The sequence below is a fragment of the Telmatobacter sp. DSM 110680 genome, from assembly GCF_039994875.1.
Classification (GTDB): domain Bacteria; phylum Acidobacteriota; class Terriglobia; order Terriglobales; family Acidobacteriaceae; genus Telmatobacter.
On the sequence record NZ_CP121196.1, the window covers coordinates 276138 to 295050 of the forward strand.

General features: G+C 58.2%; 14 protein-coding genes and 1 tRNA gene. 10 read left to right on the plus strand and 5 right to left on the minus strand.

Features of this window, described 5'->3' with window-relative positions; all coding sequences use genetic code 11:
- The first annotated feature begins 73 nt into the window (after positions 1–73).
- The 4 genes from P8935_RS01070 (at position 74) to P8935_RS01085 (ending at position 4979) form a co-directional block, all read left to right on the plus strand.
- On the plus strand, positions 74–1522 hold the full coding sequence (locus P8935_RS01070; RefSeq protein WP_348263161.1) for a bifunctional 2-methylcitrate dehydratase/aconitate hydratase: 1449 nt from the start codon (positions 74–76) through the stop codon (positions 1520–1522).
- 84 nt (positions 1523–1606) lie between these two features.
- Complete coding sequence (gene glpK / locus P8935_RS01075) at positions 1607–3094, plus strand: glycerol kinase GlpK (RefSeq protein WP_348263162.1); 1488 nt, start codon at positions 1607–1609, stop codon at positions 3092–3094.
- Positions 3027–4691 carry a glycerol-3-phosphate dehydrogenase/oxidase gene (locus tag P8935_RS01080; RefSeq protein WP_348263163.1) on the plus strand — a complete coding sequence of 555 codons (1665 nt, stop codon included), beginning with the start codon at positions 3027–3029 and terminating at the stop codon, positions 4689–4691. Before glpK ends, P8935_RS01080 begins: the two co-directional genes overlap by 68 nt.
- 27 nt (positions 4692–4718) lie before the next feature.
- A complete protein-coding gene (locus tag P8935_RS01085; RefSeq protein ID WP_348263164.1) occupies positions 4719–4979 on the plus strand; it encodes a UBP-type zinc finger domain-containing protein in 261 nt (86 codons plus the stop codon).
- Between the two features lie 207 nt (positions 4980–5186).
- On the opposite strand, the gene P8935_RS01090 is transcribed toward P8935_RS01085, so the two are convergent.
- Positions 5187–6992, minus strand: coding sequence for a 30S ribosomal protein S1 (locus P8935_RS01090; RefSeq protein ID WP_348263165.1), 1806 nt, complete (start codon positions 6990–6992; stop codon positions 5187–5189).
- A 339-nt stretch (positions 6993–7331) separates the two neighbouring features.
- Here P8935_RS01090 and P8935_RS01095 point away from each other — a divergent pair, with 339 nt between their 5' ends.
- Positions 7332–7781 carry a carboxypeptidase-like regulatory domain-containing protein gene (locus P8935_RS01095; RefSeq protein ID WP_348263166.1) on the plus strand — a complete coding sequence of 150 codons (450 nt, stop codon included), beginning with the start codon at positions 7332–7334 and terminating at the stop codon, positions 7779–7781.
- A gap of 6 nt (positions 7782–7787) precedes the next feature.
- Here the strand turns inward: P8935_RS01095 and P8935_RS01100 are convergent, their stop codons facing one another.
- Entirely contained in the window at positions 7788–9569 is a 1782-nt protein-coding gene (locus P8935_RS01100) for a coagulation factor 5/8 type domain-containing protein (RefSeq protein WP_348263167.1), read from the minus strand.
- A gap of 137 nt (positions 9570–9706) precedes the next feature.
- Between P8935_RS01100 and P8935_RS01105 the strand changes: the two genes are divergently transcribed.
- Positions 9707–11044 (plus strand): Gfo/Idh/MocA family oxidoreductase, encoded by a 1338-nt coding sequence (locus tag P8935_RS01105; RefSeq protein WP_348263168.1) that lies wholly within the window; start codon positions 9707–9709, stop codon positions 11042–11044.
- A gap of 25 nt (positions 11045–11069) precedes the next feature.
- Positions 11070–11933, plus strand: coding sequence for a sugar phosphate isomerase/epimerase family protein (locus P8935_RS01110; RefSeq protein WP_348263169.1), 864 nt, complete (start codon positions 11070–11072; stop codon positions 11931–11933).
- Between the two features lie 42 nt (positions 11934–11975).
- On the opposite strand, the gene P8935_RS01115 is transcribed toward P8935_RS01110, so the two are convergent.
- Positions 11976–14243, minus strand: coding sequence for a VWA domain-containing protein (locus tag P8935_RS01115; protein ID WP_348263170.1), 2268 nt, complete (start codon positions 14241–14243; stop codon positions 11976–11978).
- Between the two features lie 144 nt (positions 14244–14387).
- On the minus strand, positions 14388–15494 hold the full coding sequence (locus tag P8935_RS01120; protein WP_348263171.1) for a VWA domain-containing protein: 1107 nt from the start codon (positions 15492–15494) through the stop codon (positions 14388–14390).
- 307 nt (positions 15495–15801) lie between these two features.
- Here P8935_RS01120 and P8935_RS01125 point away from each other — a divergent pair, with 307 nt between their 5' ends.
- The 3 genes from P8935_RS01125 (at position 15802) to P8935_RS01135 (ending at position 17154) form a co-directional block, all read left to right on the plus strand.
- A complete protein-coding gene (locus P8935_RS01125; RefSeq protein ID WP_348263172.1) occupies positions 15802–16077 on the plus strand; it encodes a hypothetical protein in 276 nt (91 codons plus the stop codon).
- A gap of 109 nt (positions 16078–16186) precedes the next feature.
- Positions 16187–16263, plus strand: a tRNA-Arg gene (locus P8935_RS01130).
- Between the two features lie 72 nt (positions 16264–16335).
- Positions 16336–17154, plus strand: coding sequence for a hypothetical protein (locus P8935_RS01135; RefSeq protein ID WP_348263173.1), 819 nt, complete (start codon positions 16336–16338; stop codon positions 17152–17154).
- 235 nt (positions 17155–17389) lie between these two features.
- Here the strand turns inward: P8935_RS01135 and P8935_RS01140 are convergent, their stop codons facing one another.
- Positions 17390–18868, minus strand: a complete 1479-nt coding sequence (locus P8935_RS01140) for an RNB domain-containing ribonuclease (RefSeq protein WP_348263174.1) — start codon at positions 18866–18868, stop codon at positions 17390–17392.
- Positions 18869–18913: the final 45 nt, after the last annotated feature.

Sequence of the window (18913 nt, forward strand, 5' to 3'; positions counted from 1 at the left end):
GATGAGACGCCTCGACCCTAACTAATCGAAGAATTCCTCTCAAGTCTCGAAGCCAGCTTGTACAGGAGAATAAGTGTCATCGCATATCAGTAATGAACGGCCGGCGTTCGATCGAGTGATCACGGATATTGCGGATTACGCGCTGGGTTATGAAGTGAAGAGTGACCTTGCTTATGAGACGGCGGCCTATTGCCTGATCGATACGCTGGGGTGCGGTCTGGAGGCGCTGGAGTATCCGGCGTGCACCAAGCTGCTGGGACCGATTGTGCCGGGGACCGTTGTGCCGCATGGAACGCGGGTGCCCGGGACGAATTTTCAACTCGATCCGGTGCAGGCAGCGTTCAACATAGGGGCGATGATTCGCTGGCTCGACTACAACGACACGTGGCTGGCTGCGGAGTGGGGACACCCGTCCGATAACCTGGGCGGAATTCTCGCCGTCGCCGATTGGCTTTCGCGCGTTGATGCGGCGGAAGGCAGGCCAGCATTGACGATGCGACAGGTGCTGACGGCGATGATCAAGGCGCACGAGATTCAGGGCTGCATTGCCTTGGAGAATTCCTTCAACAAGGTTGGCCTCGATCACGTGGTGCTGGTGAAGGTGGCTTCTACTGCGGTTGTTTGCGGACTGTTGGGGTTGACGCGTGAGCAGACGCTCAATGCGATTTCGCTGGCTTGGGTGGATGGCCAAAGTCTGCGGACATATCGGCATGCGCCGAACACGGGTTCGCGAAAAAGCTGGGCGGCGGGCGATGCGACCAGCCGGGCAGTGCGGCTCGCGTTGATGGCCAAGTCTGGAGAGATGGGATATCCCGCCGTTCTGTCGACACGGACGTGGGGCTTCTACGACGTTTCGTTCAATGGACAGGAGTTCAAGTTTCAGCGGCCATACGGCAGCTACGTGATGGAGAACGTGCTGTTCAAGATCAGTTTCCCGGCGGAGTTTCATTCGCAGACGGCGGTGGAAGCAGCGATGACGCTGCGCGGCCAGTTGGATGCGAAGGGGAAGACGACCGATGACATTCGGAAGATTACGATTCGGACGCATGAGGCGTGCCTGCGGATCATCGACAAGAAGGGACCGCTCTCGAATCCCGCGGACCGGGATCATTGCATTCAGTACATGATTGCGATTCCCTTGATCTTTGGCAGGCTTACGGCCGGGGACTACGAGGACAAGGTGGCCGGCGATCCGCGCATTGACGCGCTGCGGGCGAAGGTAGAGTGCGTAGAGGAGCCACAATTTACCAGGGATTATCACGATCCGGAGAAGCGGTCGATTGCAAACGGGCTGCGCGTAGAGTTGAACGACGGGTCGGTATTGGAAGAGACGGTCGAATATCCGATTGGACACAAACGCAGGCGCAAGGATGGGATGCCTTTGCTGGTGGAGAAGTTCAAGCGCAACCTGGCGCGGGGATTTGCTTCGGAGCAGCAGGAGCGGATTCTGGATGTGTCGCTTGATCTGGCCAAGCTGGAGCGGATGGCGGTAAGCGAGTACGTGGATATGTACGTGGTATGAATTCCGTTCGTTCTCTCGACCTGGAGATGGTTGCGGCACGGCAGGGGCGCGTGATTGACTTGGGTGCGAAGGTAAATCACCCCAATGGCATACATCCTCGCACTGGACCAGGGCACGACGAGTTCGCGCGCAATTCTTTTTGATGAGGCAGGCTCGATTGTTGCCGTCGCGCAGCATGAGTTTGAGCAGTTTTACCCGCAGCCCGGCTGGGTAGAACACGACCCGATGGAAATTCTGACAAGCCAGCTTTCCTGCGCAGTCGAGGCGCTGGGGAAGGCTGGGGCGCGGCCGCGCGACGTGGCGGCGATCGGCATCACGAACCAGCGCGAGACAGTGGTCGTGTGGGAACGCGAGACGGGAAAGCCGATTCATCCTGCGATTGTGTGGCAGGACCGGCGAACCGCGCAGATGTGTGCGGCCCTGGAAGAAGGCGGTCTGGGAGAGACTATTTCTGCAAAAACCGGGCTGGTACTCGACCCTTATTTTTCGGCCACCAAGATTCGTTGGATTCTGGACAATGTTGCCGGCGCACGAGAAAGGGCCGAGCGTGGAGAACTGGCGTTCGGCACCGTTGATAGCTGGCTGATCTGGCACCTGACCAGCGGGATGCGTCACGTAACGGATGTGACGAATGCGTCGCGGACGCTGCTCTACAACATCGTTAAAGGCGAGTGGGATGCGGAACTGCTGCGCATCTTCGGGGTACCAGCGAGCATGCTGCCGGAGGTGGTGTGGTCGAGCGATCGAATCGGAGAGGTCACCACTTCGCTGGGATTGGGCGGTGTGGCGATTGCCGGAATTGCGGGTGATCAGCAGGCGGCGCTGTTTGGACAACTTTGCTGGAATGCGGGAGAGGCGAAGAACACCTACGGGACCGGGTGTTTCCTGCTGCAGAATGTGGGAACGGAGTTTGTGCGTTCGAAGCATCGGCTGATTACGACGCTGGCGGCCAGTGCGCATAAGCGACGCGAGTACGCGCTGGAGGGCAGCATCTTTATCGGGGGCGCGGTTGTGCAGTGGCTACGCGACAACATGCGACTGATCGGATCATCGGCAGAGGTAGAGGCATTGGCGGCGAGTGTGCCGGACACCGGCGGAGTGGTTTTTGTGCCGGCGTTTGTGGGGCTGGGCGCGCCACACTGGGACCCACATGCGGGTGGTTTGCTGATCGGATTACGGCGGGATACGAAGCCGGGGCATATTGCGCGCGCGGCGCTGGAGAGCATTGCTTTCCAGGTGGCGGACGTGCTGGAGGCGGTGCACAGCGAGACTGGCACACCGCTGGGTGCGCTGCGCGTGGATGGTGGTGCGGCCGTGAATGATTTAATGATGCAGTTTCAGGCCGACGTGCTGGGCGTGCCGGTGGTACGGCCGCGCGTAACGGAAACGACGGCGCTGGGAGCTGCGTATTTAGCGGGGTTGGCAACGGGATTCTGGGCTGGTCCCGATGATCTGCGCGCGAAGCGGGAAGGCGATGTGCGTTTTGAGCCGCGGATGGATGCGAATGAACGGGCCGAACGGCGCGGACGCTGGCAACGCGCGGTGGAGCGATCCAAGAATTGGAGTGAGTAATGCGGAACTGGAGCGATTGATGCGCCGGGAAGAGATGCTGCGCAAGGTTCATGAGCGCGCAGCCGCAGGGACACCGTGGGACATCGCGGTGATCGGCGGTGGAGCGACTGGCGTAGGTGTCGCAGTGGATGCCGCCGCACGCGGGTTCGACGTGGTGCTGGTGGAGGCGCACGACTTCGGTAAGGGAACAAGCAGCCGCAGCACCAAGCTGGTGCATGGCGGCGTGCGGTATCTGGAACAGGGAAATATTCCGCTGGTGATGTCGGCGTTGAAGGAGCGCGGGCTGATGCGGCAGAATGCGCCGCACCTGGTTCATGACCTGGCGTTCGTGGTGCCGAATTACTCGTGGTGGGAGGCGCCGTTTTATGGGATCGGCCTGAAACTCTACGACCTGCTTGCCGGAAAGTATGGGTTTGGTGCCTCGAAGCTGCTGTCGAAAGACGAGACGCTGGAGCGTCTGCCGGCGCTGGAACCGGAGGAGTTGCGCGGCGGAGTTGTTTACTACGACGGGCAGTTTGATGACTCACGGTTGCTGGTTCATCTGGCGATGACGGCGGCGGACCATGGTGCGACGCTGCTGAATTATTGTCCTGCAACCAAATTGTTGCGCGACGACGACGGCTATGTGAATGGGCTTACAGCGCTCGATGGCGAGACGGGCGAGGAACTAATGTTTGCTGCTCGCGTGGTTGTGAACGCGACAGGGGTTTTTACGGACGACATCAGACGCATGGCCGATGCGAAGGTTGAACCGATGATGGTGACTAGCCAGGGTATCCACCTGGTGTTTGACCGGAGCTTTTTGAAGGGCGATACGGCGCTGATGGTTCCACGGACCAGTGATGGGCGCGTATTGTTTGTGATTCCGTGGCATGGGCATGCGGTGGCGGGGACCACCGATACGCCGGTGGACGCGCCGAGCCTTGAACCGAAGGCGCTGGATGAAGAGATCGAGTTCATTCTCGAAACTGCGGGACGCTACCTTAACCGGCCTCCTACGCGTACGGACGTTCTGGCTGTGTATGTGGGTCTGCGGCCGCTGGTGAAGAGTGACGGCGAGGGAAAGACTTCTTCATTGTCGCGCGACCACGTGATTCATGTGGATACGTCGGGACTGTTGACGATTACGGGCGGGAAATGGACAACGTATCGGCACATGGCTGAGGACTGCGTGGACCACGCGATTACGTTGGGGCGCCTGCGGGATGAGGAGTGCACGACGAAGAATCTGCGGATTCATGGGTATTTGAACTCCGCTGACGATGAGGGCGAGGAAAATCCGCTGGGAGTATATGGAACTGATGCGGATGGGATTCGGAAGTTAATCGCGGAGCAGCCTGAGTTGAGCGAACGACTGCATCGAGACTTATCTTACGTTGCGGCCGAAGTCGTGTGGGCGGCTCGGATAGAGATGGCTCGGGGTGTTGAGGATGTTCTGGCGCGAAGGACGCGGGCATTGTTTCTGAATGCGCGGGCGGCGGTGGCGATGGCCGAGCCGGTAGCGCGCTTGCTGGCGGAGGAGTTGGGGCGCGATCAGGTTTGGGCGTCGAAACAGGTAGCGGAGTTCCGCGAATTAGCGAAACAATATATGGTGTGAAAACGGGATTCCCACCGGAGGTGAGCCATGGCCGCGAAGTGCGCGCACGTGAAAGAACATGTCAAGGATGTTAAGCCCAGCAGCAAGGGTTGCGAGGATTGCCTGAAGACGGGCGACACGTGGGTGCATCTGCGCATGTGCTTGGAGTGCGGACACGTGGGGTGCTGTGATTCATCGAAGAATCGGCATGCGCGCGCGCATTTTCATGCGACACAGCATCCGCTGATCCGGTCAGCTGAGCGCGGTGAGGATTGGCGGTGGTGCTATATCGATGAAACTTATCTGTAGCGCCGGTGTTGAGTCTGAAATTCTAATGAATAGGCCGAAAAGCAGATTCTTCGCTTCCCACCCCCGAACCCACCCCACAGAGCTATCGCTCTGCGGGGCCCCTGGTACGTTCGGGGCCCCGTTCGCTCAGAATGACAGCGTCACTCCATGGAGAACTTCAGGCCTAGAGATCTGAGAGCGTTTGACAAACGTCCGGCAATGAGGACCTCAGGCCAGTTGAACTTCGACGGTTTTGGAGTCGGCGTCGAGCTTCGTGATTTTGAAGCTGCGGATCTGGCCGGAACGGAGCGGCTCGGGTGCTGCTGATGGCGCGGCTGCACTTCCCTTCCAGCGGGCTTGCAACATATTCGAGAGCGAAGACAGGTCGGCTTTTCCTGGCGCCTTGGCTTCTGGCGCGGGCGCAGCGGACTTTGCAACGCGGCAGGTAGCGCGAATTCCTTCGCCCAGTTCCACGGTGGCGCTGGTTGGGGACTCGTCGACTACGCGACCTGAGACGGTATCCCCCTGCTTGTGCTCGGCGATGTACTCGTCGATGCTGGTGGGAATCAACTGCTTCATGCTGAGCTTAATCTGACGCTTTTCCGGAGCGATGCCAAGCACCTGGGCTTTGACGACCTGGCCGGCGCGAAGTACGTCCTGCGGGTGATTGATACGCTTGTCGGCACTGATCTCACTGACGTGGACGAGACCTTCGATGCCGTCGGCGATCTGGATGAATGCGCCGAAGGGCATGATCTTGGTGACAGGGCCCTCGACCTGCGAGCCAACGGGAAATTTGCTGATGACATCGGACCACGGGTCCGTGAGCGTTTGCTTAAGACCGAGCGAGATGCGGCGATCTTCTGGCTTAATTCCGAGGATGACAGTGTCGACGGTGTCGCCCTGCTTGAGAACGTCGCTGGGATGGTGGATTTTTTTGCCCCAGGACATTTCGGAGATGTGGATGAGGCCTTCGACGCCGGGCTCAATTTCGACGAAAGCACCGAAATCAGCGAGGCGCGTAACGGCGCCGGTGATGCGCTGGCCAACCTGATATTTGCTTTGCGCGGCCTCCCACGGTTCGGGCTGAAGCTGCTTGAGGCCGAGTGAAATCTTCTTGGTGTCAGGATCGATTTTGAGAATGCGGACTTGGATTTGCTGGCCGACTGCAAGCACGTCTTCAGGTTTGTTGACGCGACTCCACGAGATGTCGCTGACGTGGAGCAGGCCGTCAATGCCGCCAAGGTCGACGAACGCTCCGTAGGCCATGAGGCTGCGAACGGTGCCTTCAAGTATGTCGCCGGGCTGCATGGTGACGTAGCGGCCTTCCTGCTCCGCGCGGGCCTGTTCTTCGAGAACGACGCGGCGATCGACGACGACGTTTTCGTCGGTGACGTCGAGCTTGGTGATGCGGCAGGTGATTTCGGTGCCGACCATTTTCTCGAGCTCGGCTGCATCACGCGAACCGCTGCGGCTGGCAGGCATGAAGGCGCGGACACCAATGTCGACCGTGAGGCCGCCCTTGATGACGGCGGTGACGGTGCCGACTACGGCCAGTTTCTCAGCAAAGGCTGCTTCGAGCGCGGACCAATCGCGAGGCTGCGAGACCTTGAAGAGGGTGAGGTCGTAGTATCCCTCTTCATTGCGGCCCTTCACCGAAACGTTGATCGCGTCGCCTGGCTTGATGCTCTCGGCATTGTTCCGGAAGGCGGAGCGGGGAAGGACGCCTTCAGTCTTGTAGCCGATGTCTACGAAAACCTGTTCGGCGGAGAGGGAGACGACTGTGCCCTCGATCTGCTTCACGCCGGATGCGGGCTTGTGGGTGTGGCTCTTCTCAAACTGGGAGAGAATGTCGGCGAAGTTTTCCTGCGGTTCGGCGGGCTCTTCGGGTGGGGCTTCCGCTGCTGGCTCAGCCGGCTTCTGAGGTGATGCGACTGGAGCGGAGACATCGCCGGCAGGAGCTGGCGTTTGGTCGCTGGCGGCTTCGGGAGTGTCGGAGGTGGGCTGGGATTCTGGAACGTTTTCGGTGCTCATGATGTGTAGGGTTCCATTGTTTCACGCCGAATTCAGTTGCTCGCGGCGACCTAAATTCATACACTTGTGCGCACCACGGTGACTTCGCCTATGTTCGGACGCCGGTTGCGCCTGAGACTTCGACATACGGAACTCTGCGCTCAGTCGTGGGATGCGATGCGCGGCAACACGAAGTCGCGACACTGCGAAACGTGCGACAAGCAAGTTCACAACTTTGCGGGTATGACTGCGAGTGAGATTCGAAAGCTGCTTGTAGAAGAGGAAGGTCGGCTTTGTGCGCGGATCGTGCGCAATGCTGATGGATCGATTGAGACGCGTGATCAAGAGTCGAAGCATGGAATGGCAGCTGGATTTGTTCTGGCGGCATCGCTTGCAGCGGGAACGGCAGCAGCACAGACTTTGGATTCTCCAAACATGGCGCGGTTGTCAGGTACGGTTCTAAGCCCCGACGGATCCACTCCGATGAAGGGTGTTCTGGTGGTTCTGATTGCCGGCGAGAAAACAGCGGCGAGTGGCCAGACCGACCAAGCGGGCAATTTCACGCTTTCGGTAGAGCCAGGCAAATATGACGTCGTGATTTCACGCAATGTATTTCAGAAGTCCAGAATTCCTAGCACAGAACTCCACCAAGGCGATCAGATTATCCCTCCTCTCCGTATTGGTTTCGATCAACAAGCAACCTTCGAAACGGTAACGATGGGGGTAGTCGTCAGCACCTATCGATATCCGGCGTCGTTCATTTTCAAGCACCCTCTGCGGTATCTCAAAAACATTCGCCATCAGCTGTGATGGGTTTCATTGCGTCGGGAACTCTGCAACCTTCGGGTCGATGCGGTTGGGTGCGACGTGTGTGGGGCCGCCTTTGTCGTCGATGACATTGGAGATTTCTCCGAGGTTGTCGAGGGCTACGGTGATCATGTGATGGAAGCGGACGCCGGGCGCGACTGGAACTTCGATGGCGCGCGTCAGCTCGACATTGGGGTGGCGGAAGACCGAGTAGATGCCAAGACCCCAGGCTTCGTGGCTGGTAACGTCGTCGGCGACTTTGTAGGAGGCCCAGCCATTGGTGGCCGGAGCGGAGGTGTAGCTGGATTGGTCGGGCGGATCATAGGGGATTTCGGATTGGTAGAAGTAGGTTCGACCGTGGTTGCCGTTCCATAGGACCTGGAATTGCTGATGATGTTCGACGAAGAGGCCGTAGGCGGTGACGTGGTTGCCGTTGACTACGAGACCGTTATCGCTGAGGTTGCTGGTCCAGCCGACGCCGCGGCCGTGATCGGCACGCCATATCCAAGTGTGATCGATGATGGTGTCGTTGGAGTTGACGCTGAGATTGGCCTTGACGCTGCCTGCACCCGCCCCACCGTCGCGAAAGAAAACATCGTGAAGGAAGATGGGATTTTTGGCGTGCGAGGCGTGGCTGCCTTGCGGACCCACTTCGACCAGAACGGGAGAGATTTTCTCGCCGGCGTCGAACAAAAGTCCAGCGATGTCGATGCCGTCGACGTCGGCGGTGGTGATGGCTGCATTGCCATTGGTGGGGTGAAGAGTGGCAAAGCCAAGGCCTATCACGATGGTTTCGGGGCGTGTGATCTGGATCGGCTGATTGAGGTCATATATCCCGGGAGCGAGCAGCAGGTTTTTGCCTTCGACCAGTTGCGCGTTCATGGTGGCGGCAGTGTCTTTGTCCGCGTGGGCGATGTAGAACTGGCTGAGCGGAATGGAGCGGCCGGGCGTTGATCCGCCGTGCCACGTGATGCCTTTGCTGTCGGTCTGGAGAGCGGGAATGCGAACGCTCCAGTTCCCTTTCGCATCGACTTCGAGAAAGGGCTTCTCACGGACGATGGGGGTTTTGTCGACCTTGGTGTAGGGCGGCTGGGGCCACTCGCCTTGCGGAGGATTTGGGATGCCGACGAAGACCATGTTCCAGTTGGCGCCGGTCCAGCCGCCCCACTCACTGTTGCGGGAGATCCACTGCTGCTGCGGGCCTGCGCCGACATTTCCGTCAATCAGCGAATCAGACATCCAGCCGCCGCTGGCCCATCCACCCTTTTGGTGTAGAACGATGTTGCCGCGGATGTGCATGCGGCGGAAGGGCACTGCCTGCGAGACGGCCCATTGCATAGTGCCGTCGGTGGGCGTGACGGAGAAGCCTTCGACTCCGCGCCAGAAGGTGCAGGTGGCGTTGTTGCGCGGCAGGCTGGCGTCAGAGTGGACGTTGCCGGTGATGTGAACGGCATCGGGTGTAGCACCGAGGCCGAGCACCTGGGTGTAGAAGCCTACGGGAATGTCGACTTGATAATCGCCGGGAAGGAAAAGGAAAGCATAACGCGCGGTGCCGAATTCGCTGTGCTGCTGAATCGCGTACACCTTATCGATCCGAGCCTGTATTTCGGCCATAGGCATTGACGGATCGAAGAGCAGGATGTTGGGGCCAAGGTCGAGATGCGCTGGAGTCTTAGGTGATAAGGTTTGAGCGCATGTAGCCGCGAACAGGAATGAAGCAGCTAGAAAACTTGCGCCGGCGATCGTTGCGAATCTCGAACCGAAGAAAATATCCAGCAGCTTTTTCGACATACCCAGGCTCTCTCTGAAGTTGAGACTGTGACAACGTAAGCATCGTATGTCATTTGACGCGTGCCTGGCGTGTGGTTGGTAGACACGGCGCCGTCTGGCAAGCGAGAATTGCGGTCGCACGGGAAAGGCTTCATCCAATGGGACCAATTTCACGCAGAGACTTTGTGCGGCTGGGGGCGGGCGCAGTTTCGGTGGCGGCTGCGGCTAAATCGATTGCGCTGGAGCCAAGCGTTCTGGCAGCACAGAGCGCGCCGAGCGATCGCAAGATTCGCTTTGTTTCGATCGGAACCGGGATTCGTGGGTGCGATCTGTTGCGGTCGGCGAAGAAGGTGCAAAGCGGCGTCTGCGTGGGTACCGCCGACTTGTACGAGATGCATCGCAAGGCCGGCGTTGAGGCTTACGGCTCTGAAGTTCCGACGACGAAGGATTATCGCGAGTTGCTGGACCGCAAGGATGTGGATGCGGTGGTCGTTGCGGTCGCGGATTTTCAGCACCGGCACGTGGTGCTGGATTGCGTAGCAGCGGGCAAGGATGTGTATTGCGAGAAGCCCATGTCACACAACGTGGCGGACGGGCTGGCGATGGTGAAAGCCGTGCAGGATGGGAAACGGATTTTCCAAGCAGGCAGCCAGCGCGTGAGCAGCACCGTTTTCAAGAAGGCGGCTGAGATCTACAAGTCGGGACGGCTGGGTGAGGTCACGTCGATTGAGGCTTACACCGATCGCAATTCCCCGTCCGGAGCGTGGGTGTATCCGGTGGCGCCCGATGCGAGTGCGGAGACGATTGACTGGACGACATGGCTGCGCGATGCTCCGCAGCGGCCGTTTGACGCAGCGCGATTCTTCCGTTGGCGGTGCTTCGCGGATTATGGCGAGGGCGTAGCGGGAGATCTGTTTGTGCACTTGTTGTCGGGTATGCAGTGCGTGACCGGAATCAACGCGATTCCGGAGCGTGCATATTCCACGGGAAGCCTGACTCACTTCAAAGACGGACGCGATTTCCCCGACTTACTGGTGACTCTCTACGATTATCCCGGCGTCAGAGTCAATATGCATTGCAATCAAAACAACGCGGCTGGCGACATCACCATCTTTTACGGTAAGGAGTCCACGCTGACGATCAATGGCAACACGCTCACCGTGACTTCGCAGGATACGCGGCCTCAGCCGGAGGGATACGCGCTCGATGGATGGACGGCCGAGACGAAGAAGAAATATCTGGATGATTGGCATGCGGCTCATCCGCAGGCACCGGCACCCCTGCCCGCGACGGAGACGTATTCAGCGCCACAGGGGTCTGATGACACCGCCGATCATCTTTCAAACTTCTTTCAAGCCGTAGTTACACGCGAGCACGTTGTTGAAGACGAAGTTTTTGGCAACAACTGTGCGATCGCATGCCACATGGCTAACCATTCTTACTTCCATAAGAACGTGGCCATGTGGGACGCGGCTTCACAAACGATCAAGGGCTAGCAACGACCTTGAGGAGAATACGTGGATGAATATTTCTTCCCGACGCAGTTTTTTGAAGGCTTCTAGCGCAGTGGTTGCGGCAGCGTGCGTGGGCGGTGAACGTTTGAGTGCCGCGCCGTTGCGGTTCCCGGTCGGATTGCAACTCTATTCTGTGCGCAACCTGTTGCCAAAGGATTTTGAGGGCACTCTGCATCAGCTGGCGGCCGCCGGTTACACAGAAGTAGAGGCGGCTGGCTACTTTGACAAGACAGCGGCAGATTTCGGTAATGCGCTGCAAAAGGCCGGGTTGAAATGCGTGAGTACCCATCATCAGTTGACGCAGTTGAAGACGCAGTTTGACCAGTTGATCCAATACGGACAGGCGATCGGGCTTGAGTACATCATCTGTTCGTGGGCTGGGGTGCATCGTGATCCGACCCGCAAGGGCGAGTTGAACCTGGACGACTGGCGGTATGTGGCCGATCAGTTCAATGCCATCGGCGCGAAGGTGAAAGCCGCGGGCATGACGTTCGGCTATCACAACCACACGGTGGAATTTGGAACTGAGAACGGCGTGGTGTTTTTTGACGAATTGCTGAAGCGCACCGATCCTAACCTGGTGAAGTTCGAGATGGACTGCGGCTGGGTGGTCGGCGGCGGACACAATCCCGTCGAGTACCTGAGCAAGTTTCCCGAACGCTTTCCGCTGCTGCACGTGAAGGACATGGTTAAAGAGCCGGACGGAAAATTGCGCAACGTTGTGATGGGCAAAGGATTTATTGATTACAAGCCGATCTTCCGCGCCGCGACGGGGCTGAAACACTACTTCATCGAGCAAGAGGAATTCGAAGGCGACCCGATGACGGAGTTGCGCGAAGACGCCGAGTTCATGAAGAAGCTGGATGTTTAGTCACAACTTCAATACAGCCACGAGACAGCTGCCCAGTAACTCCTATTTACCTTGTGGCACCTCGATGAAGTCCGGGAGGATTCGCGAGGTGGACCCAAAGATGTGGTATTTTTCGAAGCGCATTTCGTTCAGAAGCGTTTCGAAAGGGGCATAGACTCTAAAGCCTTCGCCCCACTCCCGGATCAACATGTTTCTACGCTGCCGGGAGATGGAGACACTCTTTGAAGGGCAGATAAATATCCTTGCGCCTTTTCGCACTGAACGGTATTCGACCATGACGTTGGATTGTTCGAGAGGCTGCCTCCACTCGAGGTCGGCCTGAATGGTCAATCTCATGATCGCGCCTGTGGATGGATCCACTGCGATCTCCCCATGGAAGGGAGCAGATTTCTTGAAAGGGATCGCGCCAAAGTCATTGGCCAGGCAGCAGAATTCAGCGGTGAAGAGTCGCGTTTCCTCGGGTACGCGATAACGGAAGACGGCGAAGGGACCACTCTCGCCCTGCTCCCAGCGCACCCATTCCAAATCGCTGTGCGGCAGTCTGGCAGCGGTCATCACCGCCACGAGAATAGGGCCGAAGGTGCCGATCGTCTGGAGGCGCTCAAGACCGGAACTGTGCGGTGAGTCCGTCATGAACTCTTCCTTCACTCTGGCGATACTTGTTTCGCCATGGTGAAGGGACGGGTCGCTCGTAATGGACTGGTCCTCCACCTGTTCCTTCCCGTTGTGGAAGCGAAGAGTAGCGGTTGCCGTCTCGCCCTGGTACAGGGACACGTCGCCCGTTGCAGTCTTCCATGTCTGGTTCGGTTTGGGCGGCAACTCATGATATTGGACGGTCGTGCGGGTCGCGAAAAAGTCGGGCAGTTTTGGGATTGTGGTGTTGATGTAAGAAATGGTGGCGGCGATGATCTGACGCTGCGTGGCGACGTTCGGCGGCGGCGTGGTGAGAACTTCATTGGCTGGTGGAGTTAGGAATGCCGACTCGTCTGCGACGACTTCCAACGCCTCGCGCGCCTTGCTCCCGCGCACTTCCTTCCCAAGCTTGGCTAGCTTGGAGCTGTTCAGACGTTCGGTCAGTTGCATGCCATCGAGCTGGAGCGTTAAATCGGATCTGGAGACGTCGTGTGCGGCCGCGATCAGCGCTTCCAACTCTTTCACGGTGACGGGCTGTTTGACGGGCGGCTGATCATAGAAGACCGGCTCGTCGTAATAATCCTCGCAAGAGTGCACCGTCATATCTGCCTGGTCCAGTTCGATCTGCAGATGGTGATACTCGTCGATCTGGTTGGTGCGTGGAGGATCGAAGGTAATGGAGTAGTAGCGGCTTTCCTCCTGGACGTGTTCATCGATCAGCACGGCGAGATTGTGGCTGGTATCGAGCATTCCACCTCCGCTGCGAGCGGCGAGGACAGGCAGCGAGAGATATTCGAAGGAGGTGGAATCGGGCTTTGGCCCTCCTAGATACTCCTTCATCGCATAGTCCACGACGGGCACAGGGAGACCGGCCGAGTTATAGATGGGCCACTCTGATGAGCCCCAGAGGTTGATGCGGGCTTCGCGCATGCGGGTCAGGAGTTCGACTGAAAAATCAGGCAGCCCAGAGGCCTTGCGATTTTCGATTTGCCACCCGTTGCCGATCCAGAACATCAGTTTTCGTCCCGGTTTCCGGCGCTCCTCGATGGCGATGGATCCGAGGGCAATCAGCGATTGGCTGATCCTAGCGCTTACGCCCCCGCCAACGCCGATGTTCCGGACATCTTCTGCGATGACCGACGGCGCCCATATTCGGCGCTCCAATCCCCCCTGTTCAATTTCATGAGCGAGTTCATTACCGTCCGCCGTGGCATGCGACGTTGCGAAAAGCCCATGCTCGGTAAGGCGGTAGATGATGGTCGGATGCTGTAGAACCCCTCCATGAGAGCGCAGAAACTTCTCCGCCTCGCGATCAACATTGGAGGCCTCTGTCTTTCCGAATCGTAAATTCGCCGCCAGCATATTCAGCTCGTCAATCACGAGGATGACCTCAAGGGAGCTGGCAGGCTGAATGCCGCCATTGAATGCCTGAAACGTCACGATCTTCTGTTGCTGATGGTTGTCGAGGAGAGTGAAATCTTTTTGAGAGAGCCCTGTTACGGGCTTGCCTGCCTTGTCGGTCACAGTCACATCCACACGGATGAGTCCCTGTGCGGGGTCGGGCATCCCGCTATCCAGATCGAGGCTTTGCGACATCTCAAAGCCTGGAGGAGGCGGAGGAGCCGTGGTCGGCACCAGGGGAGGAGGCTGGATCTGTTGCGCGGCGATTGTCGCCATGGAGAACAGCAACGCTACGCAGACGCGAGATGTGCTGGAAATCCCAATGACCAAATTCAAATCTGCCCCGAATGTAACCAGAAACTATAAACTTTCAGCCGGCTGGCGGCCGGATGTGCCATCGATGCGAGAGCCAAAACACTCTCAGGGACCGTTCACGTAGTAGCCAGCCGTGGTATGGATCTTGACTGCGGGCTTATCGATTACGACGCGGATGGCGTGGTACTCCGTGACGCGGCCGCCGGGCGCACGCTCGAAGACCAAAGTGTACGATTCGGCAGCGCTGCGCAAAATAGAGTTGATCTCGGTCTTAATATCGTTAGCGCCGATGAATACCTGGCCTCCGGAATGTTCCGAGAGAACTTGCAGAGAAAGATCGGCATATTGAGCATCCGCGATCTTTGTGACGCCATTGAGAAAGTTGTCGTGCAGAGAGAGATTATCTCCGGCAGGGGAGGGGGCAAGATTGCTTCCGAAGTTGGAGGGGGTAAGGGTGTAAAGCGAAATGCACGACTCCCGAAGGCCGTTGGATATGTCGACGATTTCATCGAAGAGCCATCCTCGTTGGTCCAGCTCGTAGTTGAAGAGCATCGGCCAGCCTGGACTTAAAAAGAGAACCAGTTTGCGCCCGGGCGTCCTCGACTCGGGCGAGACCATCTCCTTGAGCAGCGTGGTGGCTTGCTCGGTGCGTTCGACAGCTCCCCAGATTCCAGCCGATCGATTGATAACCCGCAATAAAGCCGGCGCTGCATTGAGCGCCGTGAGCAGCGCTGTACCGTCTTTTGATGGACCGGCTATGGGCGTCAGGCCGGAGTTCTCAAGGATTGATAAGGAGGTTGCAAATTCGAGCCTGCCGGAATTTTGTTTCAGGAATGCGGTCACGCCATCCCGTTCCTGTGCAACGAGAGCGGCATCTGCGTTCACGGCATCGATGACGATCTGAACTTGCATGGGAACTGGAGGGGGATGTGCAGCGTCAACAGAGCGAAATGCAAGGATTTTCTGCGACTGCTTGTTGTCGAAGATCTTGAAGTCGGCCGCTTCAAGTCCTGTTATGGGGTGACCCGACTTGTCTGTGACTTCCACCGTTATAGCGACGTTGTCGGCCGCCGAAGCTGGGCAAATAGTCGGCGAGGGTCCTGAAGATGGAACGCCGAAATCTTGTGCAGGGCAGGAGAGACTGAAAAGCGCGAGATACAAAAATGCAAAGACAACCACAACGCTGTTTTCGGCGGGCTCACTCGATCGCATTTCCCATACCTTATCTCCTGACGGTTTCCAGCAGTTCGCGGTTGCGTTGTTGTCCGTTGCGCCCTTCGCTCCTGAGGTGATTGAAAGCGATGTTCGACCCACGCAGGAATATTAAGTGATCCTGGGCGAATGACCGTCTAACCGTCAATAACGAACAATCAAAGGCTGACGCGTGAGCCTCACTGTGCGTCACTTCTAGCTGCGATCCGTGGAAACAGGCGAATCCTTGCGGCCCGGCGATCTGGTGGGTGCTGGCTGCGACTGGCGGCAACGGTAGACGTTGAGGTATTTCGGATAGGCTGGAATCATGGACATTTTTGACGAGAGGCGCGCTGAGCTAGAGAAGCATGAGTTCATGATGGGGGTGGAGCGGGGGAGGCTGGCGGTGGCGCTGGACCTGCTGACCGATTCGCTGATCATGGTGGGGCAGCATGGAGTTTACTGCGCTTCAAGCCGCAATCCATCGAAGCCAGCGCTGGACCTGCAGGCGGTGCTGAGCGGGATGGAAGGGGCGAAGGTGCTGATCCAGTCGGTGATGGAAGAACTTAGACAAAGCAGGGAAAAGGATAAGAGCAGGGACTAGGGAGTAGGGAGTAAAGAACAGACTCCATTGAGCCCGAACGAATTGCCTGGGCTTGTCAGGGCGAACCTCCCAAGGGCCTTATCAGTCAAATACGGTATGCTGGTAGAGCGCGCCCGTAGCTCAGCTGGATAGAGCGAACGCCTCCGGAGCGTTAGGTCGGGAGTTCGAATCTCTCCGGGCGCACCATATCCCTCCGCACATCCTGCTGAAATCACCTTGAACATGTTCCGGGCTTGAGGCTTGGATTGTAAGGACTGCATGCATTTCGATTTTCATTTCACGGCTGTTACGGTTTTGTGGACACTGACTTTCGCTGCCCTGCTGGTGCTGCTGGTGGTGCTGATGGGACGCGACCGCGCACGGCGATTTCCATGGTTCACCACTTCTATTGTGCTGGTGGCGCTGCGCCTGCTGACGAACCGGCTGCTGCATGACAAGCTGCCCCAGCTGACCATGGGTGCGGTTGCCATTACGCTGGCGGACATTTCGGTGCTGGTGAGTCTGCTGGTGCTGGTCGAGATGGCTCGCCAGGCTTTCAAAAAGGCGAGTCCTCGCGCGTGGACTGGATGGGGTGTCGCGCTATTGGCGCTGGGCGGAGTTGTGCTTTGGAAATGGGGCCCGTGGCCAAACTGGAAAGCGATTGCTTTCGATACGCCGGTTGCAAAGCTGCAAGTAATGCAACTGTTCGCGGTAAAAACTGGATTGCTTGTGGATGTGCTTACCGTTGGCCTTGGGCTGCTGGTGGTGGCGTTGGGACAGCGCTATGGCGCCGGGTGGCGCAGCCATGTGCAGCGCATCATGATCGGGCTGTCGACAGCGTCAATCGCGCAGATGGGAGCGCAGGGAATCTGGGAGATTATTGCGCGGCATACCGTTCCACATACGCGTGCGGAGTACGAGCATGTACTGGGAATCCAGGAGAAGCTGCTGAATACCAACAGCGCCGTGTATGTGCTGGTGCTGGTGTGGTGGATTGTGTGTATCTGGATCGATGAACCGGGGACGACCGCCATTGAGAGCGCGCCTGTGCATGAATATGTCGAGGCGAACGAGGCTGTTGAAGGATCGGACAGCTAGGACGTCACCGCAGGGGCTAAAGCCCCGGTTGAGCGTTGGTGGTTAGCGGCACGACTGAAGTCATGCCCGTGATACAAAGCCCGGCCACGCGTTGTCAGCACGCAGAGAGAAGCTTCCCTCTACCATTCGGGGGTACGTCACTTGGAGTCCAGAAGAGCAACCGCAGATCCTTCACTGCGTTCAGGATGACAGCGCGAAGACAATTTAGCTTCTGCGTCAGCTTCGTTCGCGCAAACTACACGGCAAAGTCGATGAAGCCCTTCTGCGGATCGGTGTTCACCAGCTTGACGGTGAGTTTGTCGCCTACGTCGAACTTTGATCCGGGCTTGCCGGCGTTGACTAACATGCCTTCAACGTGAGGATTGAGAACGCGCACGAATGTGCCGCTCTGACTTACGCCTGTGACGATTGCCGGAAACGACTGGCCAATGCGCGGATGCAGGACAACGGCAGCAATCCGTTTTTGCATGCTGCGTTCAACCTTGCGCGCGGCGTCTTCCATCTGCGTGCAGTGCTGTGCCATCGCGCTCAGATCGCCTTCCGAGTAAGGCTGGTCGGCCTTGGCCAAATGCGCCTTCATGATCCGCTGCGTGATGATATCGGGAAAACGGCGGTTCGGCGCCGTCGAGTGCAGGTAGTCGCGCACCGCGAGGCCGAAGTGGCCGGGTGAGGGTTCATTGGGCTTTACAAGAACGTATTCGCCCGGACCCATGAGTTTGACGACCGTGAGCGAGAGGTCCGGAAAGTGATCCGGATCCTTCTGCTTCTGCGCCAACAAGAAATCGTTCAGCGCCTTGGAATCCGGTTGCTCAGGCAGCTTCGTTCCCAGCCCGCTTGCAACTTCCACCATGCGATCCCAGCGTTTGGGGGTGCGGACGATGCGCCAGATCGATGGGATCCCGGCAGCCTCGAATATGCGGGCAACGGTGCCGTTGGCCGCGACCATGAATTCTTCGATGAGGGATGTGGCGCGGTTCTTTTCGAGGCTGGTAATGCCGACTGCCTGATCATCGGCTGACATCAACGGTTGCGTTTCGATGGTTTCAAGATCGAGAGCGCCATGCTGGAAGCGGCAGCCGACCAAAACTTGTGCGGCCTTGTCCTGAAGTTTGAGCTGGGCGGCGAGATCAGCGTTGGCAGCAACCTTGGCGGGTGCGGGGCTCCGGCCTTCCAGCCATGCGCCCACGCTGTTGTAGGCAAGCTGCGCACGGTTGCGAACCAGTGCTCGATACACCGTGCCCCCAGAGACGCAGCCAGTCGGGTCGACCATGAACTCGACTACGTCTGCGACGCGATCTTCATTCTCATTGAGCGAGGTGATGCCTTCAGAGAGGTCGGCTGGGAGCATGGGAAATACTTTGACGCCGGTGTAGACCGAAGTTGTTTCGGATTGCGCATGCTGGTCGAGCAGGGTGCCCTTCGGCACGCGCACATCTACATCGGCGACGCCGATGAGCACGCGGATGCGACCGTCGGGTAATTGCTCGGCCCACTCGATCTGGTCGAGATCCTTGGATGTGTCGTTGTCGATGGAGGACCAGAGAAGCTTGCGAAGATCCTGTGCTCCGGGTGCTGCGGGCAATTCAGGATGCGCTTTGATGGCGGCAAGTTCGGTGTCGGTTCCAGCTGGAAAATCGGGCTGAAAACCTTCGGCTAACATCTCGGCGTGTGCGGCCGCCACGAGGTCGAAGTGCAGAGTCTTGGTGGAATGCATCGTGAATTGGGCCCCTTCAAATTGAAGAGCCAGCCTATCACGGGC